11 protein-coding genes are annotated in these 14,437 nt (G+C 50.3%); all 11 read right to left on the reverse strand.

Annotated features, from left to right (window positions below; all coding sequences use genetic code 11):
* Nucleotides 1-107: 107 nt before the first annotated feature.
* Nucleotides 108-800: an orotidine-5'-phosphate decarboxylase gene (gene pyrF / locus B2R29_RS05575; protein WP_301180150.1), complete on the reverse strand. Its 693-nt coding sequence runs from the start codon at nt 798-800 to the stop codon at nt 108-110.
* Nucleotides 797-1,990 carry a hypothetical protein gene (locus B2R29_RS05580; RefSeq protein ID WP_301180151.1) on the reverse strand — a complete coding sequence of 398 codons (1,194 nt, stop codon included), beginning with the start codon at nt 1,988-1,990 and terminating at the stop codon, nt 797-799. Before B2R29_RS05580 ends, pyrF begins: the two co-directional genes overlap by 4 nt.
* Before the next feature lie 71 nt (nt 1,991-2,061).
* Nucleotides 2,062-2,352, reverse strand: a complete 291-nt coding sequence (gene ihfB, locus B2R29_RS05585) for an integration host factor subunit beta (RefSeq protein ID WP_301180152.1) — start codon at nt 2,350-2,352, stop codon at nt 2,062-2,064.
* Nucleotides 2,353-2,520: 168 nt separating this feature from the next.
* Complete coding sequence (rpsA, locus tag B2R29_RS05590) at nt 2,521-4,203, reverse strand: 30S ribosomal protein S1 (RefSeq protein ID WP_301180153.1); 1,683 nt, start codon at nt 4,201-4,203, stop codon at nt 2,521-2,523.
* 138 nt (nt 4,204-4,341) lie between these two features.
* On the reverse strand, nt 4,342-5,037 hold the full coding sequence (gene cmk / locus B2R29_RS05595) for a (d)CMP kinase (protein ID WP_374047318.1): 696 nt from the start codon (nt 5,035-5,037) through the stop codon (nt 4,342-4,344).
* The gene (locus B2R29_RS05600) at nt 5,024-7,264 is read right to left on the reverse strand and encodes a bifunctional prephenate dehydrogenase/3-phosphoshikimate 1-carboxyvinyltransferase (protein WP_301180155.1); all 2,241 of its coding nucleotides are present in this window, start codon (nt 7,262-7,264) and stop codon (nt 5,024-5,026) included. The genes cmk and B2R29_RS05600 overlap by 14 nt, the downstream gene beginning before the upstream one ends.
* A complete protein-coding gene (gene hisC / locus B2R29_RS05605; protein WP_349677989.1) occupies nt 7,261-8,376 on the reverse strand; it encodes a histidinol-phosphate transaminase in 1,116 nt (371 codons plus the stop codon). Before hisC ends, B2R29_RS05600 begins: the two co-directional genes overlap by 4 nt.
* Before the next feature lie 5 nt (nt 8,377-8,381).
* Nucleotides 8,382-9,476 (reverse strand): prephenate dehydratase, encoded by a 1,095-nt coding sequence (gene pheA / locus B2R29_RS05610; protein WP_301180156.1) that lies wholly within the window; start codon nt 9,474-9,476, stop codon nt 8,382-8,384.
* A 2-nt stretch (nt 9,477-9,478) separates the two neighbouring features.
* Nucleotides 9,479-10,570, reverse strand: coding sequence for a 3-phosphoserine/phosphohydroxythreonine transaminase (gene serC / locus B2R29_RS05615; RefSeq protein WP_301180157.1), 1,092 nt, complete (start codon nt 10,568-10,570; stop codon nt 9,479-9,481).
* Nucleotides 10,571-10,584: 14 nt separating this feature from the next.
* Complete coding sequence (locus B2R29_RS05620; RefSeq protein WP_301180158.1) at nt 10,585-11,745, reverse strand: Wzz/FepE/Etk N-terminal domain-containing protein; 1,161 nt, start codon at nt 11,743-11,745, stop codon at nt 10,585-10,587.
* On the reverse strand, nt 11,742-14,348 hold the full coding sequence (gene gyrA, locus B2R29_RS05625; RefSeq protein ID WP_301180159.1) for a DNA gyrase subunit A: 2,607 nt from the start codon (nt 14,346-14,348) through the stop codon (nt 11,742-11,744). Before gyrA ends, B2R29_RS05620 begins: the two co-directional genes overlap by 4 nt.
* Nucleotides 14,349-14,437: the final 89 nt, after the last annotated feature.

Here is a 14,437-nt window from a genome sequence, read left to right on the forward strand (position 1 = left end):
CCAAGAATTTGGTCAAAACCGCTTAAAACTAATTACTTCTGATTATCTGATGCTTGGCAAATTATCAGCTTGCTAGCGATGACACCCTATAAGATATATAACGCCGATTACAGCGTTTCAAAGATCGAAACCAGGCTCTCTTGAGGGTATTGGCCCTGAGTAACCGGCCTCCCAATCACCATATAATCCACACCCGCCTCAACCGCCTGCTTCGGCGTCATCACACGCTTCTGATCGCCAATATCCGAACCCTCAGGCCGAATCCCAGGCGTCACCGTCAGAAAGTCTTTACCGCAGACATCTCGAATCAACCCGACTTCCCGTGCGGAGCACACCACACCATCAAGTCCAGATGCTTGAGCTAACTTAGCGAGTCGTTCTACTTGCACCATAGGCTGGATATCCAAACCAATACCGGCAAGATCGCTTTGCTCCATTGAGGTAAGAACCGTTACTCCAATAAGCAGCGGCTTGTGCGATTTCTTTTCGAGTTCGTTACGGGCAGCTTCCATCATTCGCTGGCCACCAGAGGCATGAACATTCACCATCCATACTCCCAGGTCTGCAGCAACGCCTACGGCTTTGGCGCAGGTATTGGGAATATCGTGGAACTTCAGATCAAGAAATACTTCGTAGCTTCGCTTGTAAAGTTCTTCGAGGATGGCAGGGCCAGTAGCGGTATACAGCTCCTTCCCTACTTTGACACGACATAAGGACGGATCGAGTTGATCTGCCATCGCCAGTGCCTGTTTCATATCGGGGAAGTCGAGGGCGACGACAATAGGTGAAGTTGTGGTCATAAGTCTGGCTTTTTCTGAGCAGGCGATGGTACGAATGGTCTTATGCTTGCCCAGTCTTTACAACTCGGGCAGCGCCAATGCGGTTCCTTCGCCTTAAATCCGCAATTTGAGCAGACGAATTTTGGTTCGGCTGCAACGATGCCGCGGAGAATATCATAGAGCTGTAACAACTGCGACTTGTCGAGCTGCTGACGCTGCGTAACGATGAGCTCGGCGAGTGCCAGAAACCCCTGATTTGACGGGCGCAACCTGAGTTCATCAAGAATTCTGCTTACTGCTTCTTCGGGAGTGCCCTGTGTAACAACAACCCCCATAGACGCCATCAGCGCAGGTACGTACCCGGTCCTGGCCCACTGATCGTGAAGATGCGTTTTCAGCCCCTCTTTATCGCCACTTACGCTGAACGCTTCGGTCATTCGCTCAACAACACTAACAACACTGCTTTCATCAATCTCTGCCGCCTTGAGGTAACAGCGGACAGCTTCCCGATGTTCGCTCTGACCGAACGCAAGATCGCCCTGAACGACGTAAGCGCGTGCGCAGGCAGAGTCAATCTTCAGCGCTTGCTTACATAACTGCTGAACCTCAAGGAAGTCAGACTTTTTAAGTGCTCTCTCTGCCAGTTCACAGGCCGCATGAGAAACACGGCGATTCAGGCGAGCAGTCGACGGTAGCTTTTTGTCTTTGTAGAGCTCAAGAATATTACTCCACTCCCCCTCTTCTTCGAGGAGCTCTATCAACAGAGTCGCTGCTCGATCTGAGCTTCGCCCTTTCGCTGCAAGTAACTCTCGTAATATGCGCTCAGCGCGATCGAGCAATCCGGCCGCCGAGTAGTCACAAGCCAGTTCGAACTGAATTGCATATAAGGCACTGCGCTCAAGATCAGCACGAGCAAAAAGCTTCTGGTGCAGGTGCATTGCCCTGTCTAGCTCACCTTTGTCTCTGAGACTCTTACCAAGCTTAAGCAGCAGATCGATAGACTCATCATCCATCTGATCTATTTTGATGAGTTTCTCAAGGGCGGCATCATTGCTCTCGGCAAGCAGGTAGTCTACGGAGGGGATCCAATCGGGGTAGTTTACTTTCTTGCCCTGCTGGGCGTAGCGATAGCCAAGGGTCCAACCCAACGCTACTGCGGCAAGTAGCAGGATATATAAGAGTGCGGTGTCGAACAGTTCAGCAGACAGCATGGTCGATGGGTACTTCGTTCAATGTCAGTATTCGAGTCGGCTTAAACCGATTAATTCCTCAGATCCGGAACTTATGCAGGCATACTGTCATTCACCTGATCACGCAATTCTTTACCCGGTTTGAAATGGGGTACAAACTTCCCCTGCAATTCAACTGTTTCACCCGTTTTTGGGTTACGGCCAACGCGTGGAGCTCTGTAATGGAGCGAGAAACTGCCGAAGCCCCGTATTTCGATACGGTCTCCAGAGGACAAAGTCTGAGACATATGATCCAGCAACGTCTTAACCGCCAGCTCGACATCTTTGGCCGACAACTGCGGCTGGCGACTGACGATTCTCTCTATTAACTCGGATTTCGTCACTGCATTCCCTCCTTGAGAACGAAGCTTTTGGATAATTCCAGTTAAATCATGCAGTTAGCCGATGAGTTTTGCAAGCTACAAGCCCAAGAAACGGTCAATTGTGGGCAATCCATTGTTTTCAGGCACAAAAAAACCCGCCGAAGCGGGTTTCTTTGCTAGCGTTAAGGATTACTCCTTGCCGCGAAGCTGCTCTTTCAGCAGGTCACCAATAGTGGTAGGACCTGTCATTTCAGCTTCTGCTTTCGCACGCTGCTCTTTCAGAGCTTCTTTATCAGCTACTGAGTCTTTCGCCTTAACAGACAGGCTAATGGTGCGGTTCTTGCGATCAACGGAGGTGATTGCAGCTTCAATGCTGTCGCCTTCGTTCAGTGCATTACGTGCATCTTCAACTTTGTCCTGGCTGATTTCTGAAGCGCGCAGGGTTGCCTCAACACCTTCAGCAATTTCAACAGTCGCTGCTTTCGCGTCAACTGCGATCACCTTACCAGTAACGATAGTGCCTTTGTCGTTTTCAGATACGAACTCTGAGAACGGATCGCTTTCCAACTGCTTCACGCCCAGAGAGATACGCTCACGCTCTGGATCGATTGACAGGATAACGGTTTCCAGCTCATCGCCTTTCTTATAGTTACGAACGGCATCTTCACCAGTATCGTTCCAAGAGATATCAGACAGGTGAACCAGACCATCAATGCCGCCGTCCAGACCGATGAAGATACCAAAGTCAGTGATTGACTTGATCTTACCTGCGATCTTGTCGCCTTTATTGAACTTGGTACCGAACTCTTCCCATGGGTTCATGGTGCACTGCTTGATACCCAGAGAGATACGACGACGTTCTTCATCGATGTCCAGAATCATCACTTCTACTTCGTCGCCAACCTGAACAACTTTGCTTGGGTGGATGTTCTTGTTAGTCCAGTCCATTTCAGAAACGTGGACCAGACCTTCAACACCTTCTTCCAGCTCAGCGAAGCAGCCGTAGTCAGTCAGGTTAGTAACGCGTGCTTTAACACGAGCGTTTTCTGGGTAACGGTCATTGATGTTCACCCATGGGTCATCACCCAGCTGCTTCAGACCCAGTGACACGCGGTTACGCTCACGGTCGAACTTCAGTACTTTAACGTCGATTTCGTCACCAACAGCAACGATTTCGCTTGGGTGCTTGATACGCTTCCAAGCCATGTCAGTAATGTGCAGCAGGCCGTCAACACCGCCCAGATCTACGAATGCACCGTAGTCGGTCAGGTTCTTAACGATACCTTTAACAGACTGACCTTCCTGCAGGTTAGCCAGCAGCTCTTCACGTTCCTGGCTGTTAGCAGCTTCGAGAACGGCACGACGAGAAACAACAACGTTGTTGCGCTTAGCATCGAGCTTGATCACTTTGAATTCGAGTTCTTTGCCTTCCAGGTGCGCGGTGTCGCGTACTGGACGAACGTCAACCAGAGAGCCTGGCAGGAACGCACGGATGTTTTTCAGTTCAACAGTGAAGCCACCTTTGACCTTACCGTTGATAACACCAGTAACCATTTCATCAGCTTCGAAAGCTTTTTCCAGCTCTTTCCAGCTTTCAGCGCGCTTAGCTTTTTCACGAGACAGTTTGGTTTCACCGAAGCCATCTTCAACAGCTTCCAGTGAGACGAAGGTTTCGTCGCCAACAGCAACTTCCAGTTCGCCTTTGTCATTCAGGAACTGGCTGCGCGGAATAACAGCTTCCGACTTCAGGCCTGAGTTAACGGTTACCCAGTCGCTGTCGATATCAACAACGGTACCAGCAACAATTGAACCCGGCTGCATGTCCAGTTCTTTAAGGGATTCTTCAAATAGATCAGCAAAGCTTTCGCTCATGTATATACACCTGTCTCATAAAACGCGCTGCTATCCGCAGTTCGCGCTGACCAGACTGCCAGCATCTGGGGTTAGTTAATAATAAAACGCTCTGTACCGACTTCCTTCGGGAAGCTGGCAGATACAGAGGTTTTAATCTCAGATCAGTCCTGCCTGGCGGACCAGCGATAGGATGTTTTCACGTACTTCTTCAATAGAAAGAGAGGTACTGTCAATCACTGTCGCGTCACTCGCTGGGCGCAATGGGGCGACGGCTCTGTTGCTGTCGCGTTCATCGCGAACCCGGATGTCTTCGATAAGGGCGGGCAAACTAGCATCAATCCCCTTTTCAGTCAACTGTTTGTAGCGACGCTGACCTCGCTCTTCAGCAGAGGCTGTCAGGAAGACTTTAATCTGAGCATCAGTAAACACAACCGTTCCCATATCACGGCCATCTGCTATCAAGCCCGGCGCCTGACGGAAGTCACGTTGACGCTGTAGCAGAGCGTCACGGACTTTTGGCAACGCAGCAACCTGCGAAGCAAGGCTACCAACCTCTTCGGTCCGGATCGTGGTGGTGACATCATCGCCTTCGAGAATCACCTGCACGCCTGTTCCGGTTGGAATAAAACGAACATCAAGATGTGCAGCGACGTCAGCAACTTCGTCTTCGCTATTCAGAGCGATGCCTTTGCGGTCTGAAGCCAGCCCGGTAATACGGTACAGAGCACCGCTATCAAGCAAGTGCCAGCCCAAGGCTTCAGCCAGAATCGCACATACTGTGCCCTTACCCGCACCGGAAGGACCATCAACAGTAATAACAACAGGCAGTTCAGCTGACTTACTCACCGTCACCACCTTCAACGACCAACTCCAGACCAGCGTTAGTTGATAGCTCGACAAAGCTCGGGAAAGAAGTCGCAACGTTTGCACAATCACGAATGACGATAGGTGCAGAGCCTCGCAGCGAAGCCATTGCGAAGCTCATGGCAATACGATGATCGTGCTGACTGTCAATCTCGCCACCACCAAACTTACCTTCAGCACCGAAGCCCTGAATGACTGCCCCATCCTCTGTGCCAACTGCGTTGACGCCCAAAGTTACCAGACCATCAACCATCGCCTGAATGCGGTCACTCTCTTTTACACGTAATTCCTCAGCACCAGTGAGAACTGTCTCACCTTCAGCGCAGGCCGCAGCGACAAAGATTGCGGGGAATTCGTCAATGGCCAGAGGCACCTGATCTTCCGGAATGTGAATACCTTTTAGTTGAGCACTGCGTATGCGGATATCAGCGACCGGCTCGCCGCCCACTTCGCGCTCATTCAGCACAACAATATTGCCGCCCATGGCACGCAGAATATTAATCACGCCGATACGCGTCGGGTTGATACCGACATGCTCAAGCGTGATATCAGAGCCCGGCATAATACTCGCGCCCACCATAAAGAAGGCTGCTGAAGAAATATCAGAAGGGACATCAATTTCAGTAGCCGTCAGCTCTCCACCAGAGCGCAGCGTAACCTTGCTTCCTTCAACCGTAACGTCGTAGCCAAAGCCACGCAGCATGCGCTCTGTATGATCGCGTGTTGGTGCTGGTTCAGTGATCGAAGTTTCACCTTCCGCATACAGGCCTGCCAGCAAGACACAGCTTTTAACCTGAGCACTCGCCATAGGAAGATCGTAGTGAATACCTTTCAGGGCACTGCCACCCTTGACCTTCAATGGCGGGCGACCACCCTCAGCCGTATCCACAATTGCTCCCATGAGAGCCAATGGATCCGCAACTCGTCCCATAGGACGCTTGGAGAGAGATTCATCACCGCTCATCTCAACATCAAATGATTGCCCAGCCATGAGCCCTGCCAGCAAGCGCATTGACGTTCCTGAATTACCCAGATAAAGCGCATTAGGGGGCGACTGCAGACCGTGCAACCCGACACCATGGATGGTAACGCGGCCACGATGTGGGCCTTCGATGACCACGCCCATATCGCGAAATGCCTGCAGTGTCGCCAGACTGTCTTCGCCTTCAAGGAAGCCTGTGACCTCGGTCGTCCCATTTGCCAGCGACCCCAGCATAATAGAACGGTGAGAAATGGATTTATCTCCCGGTACTCGGAAGCTCCCCGAAAGGGCTTTACCCGGATTGGCAATATAAGAAATAGAAGCTGTTTTCATAGGTTCAACGTAGGCCCGGCGGGCAAGTATTTTAGAAAAGTGATCTCGAGCCGCTTTCGCTCGGGTCAGCACACCCATCAGAGTGGTAGCGTCACCTTGCTCAACCGCAGCTCGTAAAGAAGAAAGGTCGTGACTGAAGAGGTCAAGCGTCTTCAGTAAGTGGTCTTTGTTGGCAGCAAAAATATCGCGCCACATGACCGGGCTGCTGGCAGCAATACGGGTAAAGTCACGGAAACCACCCGCTGCGTAATTAAAAATTTCTTTATTTTCATGACTGTTGGCCAGTGTATCAACCAAGGAATACGCCAGTAGATGAGGCAAATGACTGGTTGCCGCTAACACCTCATCATGATGATCCACCGACATATGTTCCAGATCCGCACCAACAGCCTGCCAGGCACGTCTCACCAGAGCCAGCGCCTCTTTATCGGTATGATCCTGAGGAGTAATAATGACCTTATGATGAACATAAAGATTTTCGTTGGCGGCCATCACCCCGCTCTTTTCTGAGCCTGCAATGGGATGACCTAATACAAAACGCGAGAAATTTGCGCCTAAGACCGCTGCCACGTCAGAGGCCACCGCCCCTTTTACTGAACCTACATCAGTCAGTACAGCTGATTCAGAAACGTGATCCCGCACCGACTCAAGTACACTCTTCACCGCCATGATAGGCACAGAGATGATAATCAGATCAGCATCCCTGACAACATCAGCGATATTTTCACTGTATGCGTCAATCAGGCCCTCTGATAACGCCAATTGCATGGAGTCAAGGTTACGGTCATACCCACGAACCTCTTCCAGGCAGCCTCGCACACGAAGCCCCTTAATCCAGGAACAGCCAATCAGTCCAAGTCCGATGACCGCAACACGAGGAATCAGCAGCTTGCCACTCAAGCCAGCACCTTTTTCAACGCACGTACGAATGTTTCATTTTCTGCTTCTGTACCGATTGAGACACGCAGATACTGAGGCATCTCATAATTTGCCAACGGACGAACGATAACGCCCAGCTTCAGCAAACCGGAATACACATCCATGGCACTGACACTTTCAGGGACCCGAAAGCTGATAAAATTACCCACAGAAGGAATAAAAGAAAGACCGAGCTCATCGAACGCAGACGTCAGGTAGGTCATACCCCGATTATTGAGAACAACACTCTCCCGAACATAATCTTCATCAAGCATCGCCGCATTTGCAGCTGCTAAAGCAAATGAATCAACGTTAAATGGCGGACGAACCCGATTCATCAAATCTGCCAGCTCTGGGCTGGAAACCCCAAACCCTACTCGAAGAGATGCCAGGCCGTATGCTTTCGAAAACGTACGCGTAACGACAAGGTTCGGATATTGATCCAGAAGCTCAAGACCATTTGGATAATCTGCCTCATCGACGTACTCGAAATACGCTTCGTCTAACAGAACGACTACGTTATCTGGCACTCTATTCAGAAACTCAACAACTTCGTTCTGAGTGTTCCAGGTTCCTGTCGGATTATTCGGGTTTGTCACAAATACGATACGGGTACGATCATTAATCGCACCCAGCATGGCTTCAAGATCGTGGCCGAAATCCTTTGCAGGCACGGCAATGCATTCTGCACCGACCGTCCGGGCGACGAGACCGTAAATTGCAAATGCATGCTGAGAAACAACAACGTTGTCGCCGTCGTTAACAAACACGCGAACAATGAAATCCAGAATATCACTGGAACCGTTGCCTAATGTAATTTGCTCGGAACGAATATTCAGTTTATCGCTGAGAGTCTTCTTCAGAACAAAGCCTGCACCATCTGGATATCGGTGCAATTCCGCGGTTTCCTGGCGAATTGCCTCCAGCGCAGCCGGGCTTGGCCCCATAGGGTTTTCATTGCTCGCCAATTTAACGATATCTGATTCATTCAGACCAAGCTCACGCGCAAGCTCATCAATGGGCTTGCCTGGCTGATAGGGCTTCAGAGAACGAACCCCTTCAACTGCGAGTTCAGAAAAATTAATTGCCATCATTCACCTCAAAGCACGGCTTTAGGATAAGAACCGAGCCACTTGTAATCTGTCGCCACATCACGCAGTCGTTGCAACAATGGAGAAATCACTTCATCGTCGCAGTGGCCTTCAAAATCAATAAAGAAAAGATAATTCCAGGTACCAGAAGGATCAGGACGGGTCTCAATGCGCGTCAGACTGACATCAGCCTCATGAAAGGGAGCGAGTACCTGATACAAAGCGCCCGGCTGATTCCTGCTCGAAACCATAATCGATGTTTTATCATCGCCGCTAGGCCCCGTCTCCTGACGACCAATAATAAGAAAACGCGTCGTATTGTCCGGGCGATCTTCGATATTGGCATGGAGAGTCACAAGCTCATAAAGCTCCGCCGCCGCTTCACCTGCAATCGCAGCTGCGCCTTCTTCTGCAGCCGCACGTCTCGCCGCTTCAGCGTTTGAGTTCACAGCGATACGCTCGACGCTTGCGGGGAAATTCTGATCAAGCCAGCGCCGACACTGCCCCAGAGACTGAGCATGAGAGTATACTCGCGTAATCTGCTGGTCTTCGCTTTTCACCAACAAGTGGTGATGAATACGCAACGTAACTTCACCGCAGATATGCAAGTTGGAATCGTAGAAACTATCCAGCGTGTGGGTAACAACACCTTCGGTCGAGTTCTCTACAGGAACGACACCATAGTTCGCCGCGCCACTCGCCACTTCGCGGAATACATCGGCAATAGAGACCTGTCCTTCGCAATTAACAGCATGACCAAAATGCTTGACTGCCGCCTGCTGTGTGAAGGTGCCCTCAGGGCCAAGATAGGCAACCTGCAGAGGCTCTTCTAATGCCAGGCATTGCGACATGATTTCACGAAACAGCCGGGCCATCGACTCATCACCAAGAGGGCCGCCATTGCGCTCCATCACTTTCCGCAATACCTGAGCTTCTCGTTCAGGCCGATAAAAGACAACTTTCTCACCCGGAGATGCGTACTTCTGTTTTACTTCAGCGACATCCTGAGCACACTGTGCACGCTGATTAATCAGATCCTGAATCTGCTTATCCAGCGAGTCGATCTTATGGCGCAGCTTATCCAGTTCCTGTGCTTCATTCATGATCAGACCTGTTGCCCGTGACGTTTAGCGAAGTCAGACATGAACGCAATCAATGCGTCCACACCTTCTTCAGGTACTGCGTTATAAATGCTGGCACGCATACCGCCAACACTGCGATGACCAGCCAGATTCATCAGCCCCGCCTGCTCGCTCTCTTCAAGAAACACCTTATCAAGGGCACCATCCGCAAGCGTAAACGGAACATTCATACGTGAGCGATTATTCACAGCAACCGGGTTTGCATAAAAGTCATTAGCATCAATAAAACCGTAGAGCTTGTCTGCTTTACGCTGATTAATCTCGGCCATGCCTTCAACACCGCCCTGTTCCTTAAGCCAGGCGAATACCAGACCAGCCAGATACCAACTGTAAGTCGGTGGCGTGTTGTACATAGATGCATTATCGGCAGCCACTTTGTAGTCGAACATCGTCGGCGTACCGGCAATAACATCACCCAGCAAGTCCTCACGAACAATAACGACACATAGACCAGCAGGACCGATGTTTTTCTGAGCACCCGCGTAGATCAGTCCGAACTTCGACACATCGATTTTTTCGGAAAGAATGGACGAGGAATAATCCGCCACCAAAGGCACATCACCCGTGTCTGGGATATAGTCAAACTCGACGCCACCAATGGTTTCGTTCGGCGTGTAATGCACGTACGCCGCATCAGGATTGAGTTTCAGTTCGGACTGTTGAGGTGCAGAAGTAAAGTTATTATCTTCCGTTGAAGCCACTACATTCACCGTACAGAAGTTTTTCGCTTCTTTGATCGCCTTAGACGACCACTGCCCGGTGTTAATGTAGTCAGCAGAGCTCTTACCGCGTAAAAGGTTAATAGGCACCATAGCGAACTGGCTACTGGCTCCGCCCTGCATAAAAAGAACTTTGTAGTTATCCGGAATATGCATTAGATCCCGGAGGTCCTGCTCGGCTTTATCAGCAACACCAACGAACTCTTTACTGCGGTGGCTCATCTCCATGATAGACATGCCTTTGCCATGCCAGTCTGCCAACTCAGCCCCAGCACGTTCCAGCACAGCAGTAGGTAAAGCAGCCGGCCCGGCACAGAAATTAAAAATACGACTCATAGTTATCTACACACTTAAAAATGCAAAGGGTTGCGTTCGTTACGTCTCAGATGTCGGGCGGATGCCGCAGCAATCAGAGCTGCCAGAAGACCAAACATAATGCCACCCACAGCTCCCAGCGCTATCACAAGAAGCTTTCTAGGTTTAGCAGGTTTTAAAGGCAACAACGCAGGTTGATCAAGCTCGACCAATTCAACGTTTGACCAGTCAACTTCTATACTTTCGAGCGTAGATATATAGTTTTTTAGCATCGAAAGACCCGATACAAAAATATCCTCAGATGCAGAGTCTGAACGTTTACGCAATAACTCAGCTTCCTGACGGAGAGCCTGCTCACCCATCATATACAAGGGTGGCTCGCTGCTTACAACGACATCGTTTGTATTGTAAAACGGTTTTTTCTGGCCAATGCTCGCAGCGATTTGCGCGGCCTCTTCAAGTCGGGCTATCTGGCGTGCTTTTTCTGACTCATAAACTCGTCTGAAGTTATCAACCCATGTCTGATACAGCTCCAGCTCAGCATGCACCTTGCGCTCAAATTCATTCTTCAAACGTTCCTCATGCAGAATTAACGCATAGGCAATGTAATTGTTCAGAACATCGCGTGACAGTTCAGCACTGCTGTGAAGTTCGAACTTGATGACCAGATAAGTATCCGAGTCGTTTTTGCCTGGATCATTAAAAGAGAAACGTTTTAAAAAATTAGCCAGATTCTGTTCGTCAGTAAGCATTGGAGAGGATATCAGTGCTAGTAACTCATCATTCGCCTGGCTTAATAAAAAATTATAGAAAGCCTTTCTTGTGGAGGCCGAGCGCAATACTGACCGGGCACTGGCAAACGCTGATTCAGCGTCCAGCTCAAAAACCGCTTCATCCGTTAAGGTAACGGGCTCATCTCCCGCGCCTTGACCCTGAGTACCTTTGAAGGATGCCGCGAGAGTCAGCTTGTTACGCAATGCAGGCTGATTAAATGGAAGCAGTTCTGAAGGCGCCGCTTCGGTAATGGTTGCTTCGGTCTGGTATTGAGGGGTTGCCGTCATCGCGTACGCGATAGCCAAAGCAACACCCACAACGAGACTACCAAGCAGCCAGTACCATTTATCACGAATATCATCGATAAGATCGAACAAATCGATCTCGTCGTCGTGTGGCTGATGATTCATATGTTCAGTCATTCAGCTTCGTCTCCATCAGAATCAACGCCATTCGCAGTGTCCACTTGCTCTCCTTCAAGAAGATCAGCTTCGTCTTCATCACAGATGCGCTCGACACCAACAAGCTTCTCTTTTTCAGATACTTTAATGAGCGTAACACCCTGGGTGTTACGCCCAAGCACGGAGACCTCATCGACACGGGTTCTGACCAGCGTGCCACGGTCACTGACTAGCATTACTTCATCGCCGTCGAACACCTGAACGGCACCTACGAGCGCACCATTGCGCTCGCTAGTGACCATAGCGATGACCCCCTGAGTGCCACGCCCTTTTGTCGGGAACTCTTCTACATTTGTACGTTTACCGAAGCCACGCTGAGATGCGGTAAGGATAGTGCCGTTTTCTTCTGGCACAATCAGCGAAATCACTCGCTGATCTTCAGCCAGTTTGATACCACGTACACCACGTGCTGTACGGCCCATGGCACGGACATCCGACTCTTTAAAGCGCACGGCTTTACCAGCATCACTCAGCATCAGGATGTCCTGCTGGCCGTCGGTAATGGCTACGCCAACCAGCCAGTCGTTCTCGTCCAGCTCACAGGCAATCAGGCCCGATGAACGAGGTCGACTGAATTGATCCAGCGTGGTTTTCTTAACCGTACCGCGAGCCGTTGCCATAAAGACGTACAGGTCATCACGGTATTCTTCCACCGGCAGAATTGCAGTGATGCGCTCGCCTTCAGAAGACAGATTGAGCACATTCACAATAGGACGACCGCGAGAGTTGCGGCTAGCCTGAGGGATATCGTAGACCGTCAACCAGTACACTTTACCAGCGTCTGTAAAACAGAGAACGGTGTCATGGCTGTTAACAACCAAAAGATGCTCAATGAAGTCTTCATCCTTCATCGACGTCGCCGACTTACCTTTACCGCCGCGCTTCTGTGCCTGATAGGCATCCATCGGCTGAGTCTTCGCATAACCCGTGTGTGATAGCGTCAGAACCAGAGTTTCCTCAGGAATGAGGTCAGCCATCGTCAGATCACGTTTCTGTGCAATGATCTCTGTACGACGCTCATCTCCATATTCTTCGCGGATCAACTCAAGCTCTTCGCGAATCACTTCCATCAGGCGCTCGGCACTACCTAGAATTTCCAGATATTCAGCAATTTCTTCGAGCTTCAGCTGATATTCAGCAATCAGTTTTTCATGTTCAAGGCCAGTCAGCTTCTGCAGGCGCAAATCAAGGATTGCCTGAGCCTGAACCGGTGACAGGTGATATTTACCATCACGGAAACCGTACTCTTCTGGCAGATCATCCGGGCGACAAGCGTCTTCCCCCGCACGCTCCAGCATATCCAGAACATCCCCTGGCGCCCATGCCGCCGCAATCAAGCTTTCTTTCGCTTCAGCTGCTGTTGGCGACTTCTTGATCAACTCAATAACCGGATCAATATTGGCCAGAGCAAGAGCAAGACCTTCGAGAATATGGCCACGTTCACGCGCTTTACGCAGATCGTAAATTGTGCGTCTTGTAACAACTTCACGGCGGTGCTTAACAAACGCATCAAGCAGTTGCTTAAGGTTCAAAGTCTTAGGCTGGCCATCGACCAGGGCAACGGTGTTGATACCGAAAACACCCTGCAATTGGGTCTGAGCAAACAGGTTGTTCAGCACAACCTCTGGCATTTCACCGCGGCGTAGTTCAACAACGATCCGCATACCATCTTTATCAGACTCATCACGCAGCTCAGTGATGCCTTCTATCTTCTTGTCTTTAACCAGCTCAGCGATCTTTTCGATCAGTCGAGCTTTGTTGACCATGTAGGGAATTTCAGTGAAAACGATGGAAACTTTGCCGTTCCTCTCGTCTTCTTCAAACTGATGACGAGCACGAAGATAAATACGACCTCGTCCCGTTCGGTATGCGTCAACGATACCATCACGGCCGTTGATAAATGCCGCCGTTGGGAAATCCGGCCCTGGGATGTACTCCATCAGGTCATCGACGGTCAGATTTGGATCATCAATTAAGGCGAGGCAGCCATTCAGTACTTCCGTCAGGTTATGAGGCGGAATGTTCGTCGCCATACCGACAGCAATACCCGACGAACCATTTACCAGCAGGTTCGGAATACGGGTAGGAAGTACTTCAGGAATCTGCTCGGTACCATCGTAGTTCGGCACCCAGTCAACGGTCTCTTTATCGATATCAGCCAGCATGTCATGACTGATCTTCTCCATTCGGATTTCCGTGTAACGCATCGCCGCAGCAGAGTCACCATCGACTGAGCCGAAGTTACCCTGTCCATCGACCAGGGTGTAGCGCATTGAGAAGTCCTGAGCCATGCGGACAATCGTGTCATAAACCGCAGAATCACCGTGCGGGTGATACTTACCGATCACATCACCAACAACACGTGCTGATTTTTTGTAAGGCTTATTCCAGTCGTTACCGAGAATGTTCATAGCGTGCAACACTCGGCGGTGTACAGGCTTAAGGCCATCTCTGACATCAGGCAGTGCCCGACCCACAATTACGCTCATCGCATAATCCAGGTACGATTGCTGCAGCTCGTCTTCAATATTAATTGGCAGAACTTCTTTGGCTAAGTCACTCATATAAACTCGGGCCTGTACTCTCTCCCGCCAACGGCGGATTTCCTTTGAATGGAGTTGCCGCTCACAGAGCGACAAACAAGGGTTGCGAT

It is taken from the genome of Thalassolituus sp. UBA3500, from assembly GCF_002377545.1.
Taxonomy (GTDB): Bacteria; Pseudomonadota; Gammaproteobacteria; order Pseudomonadales; family Oceanobacteraceae; genus Thalassolituus.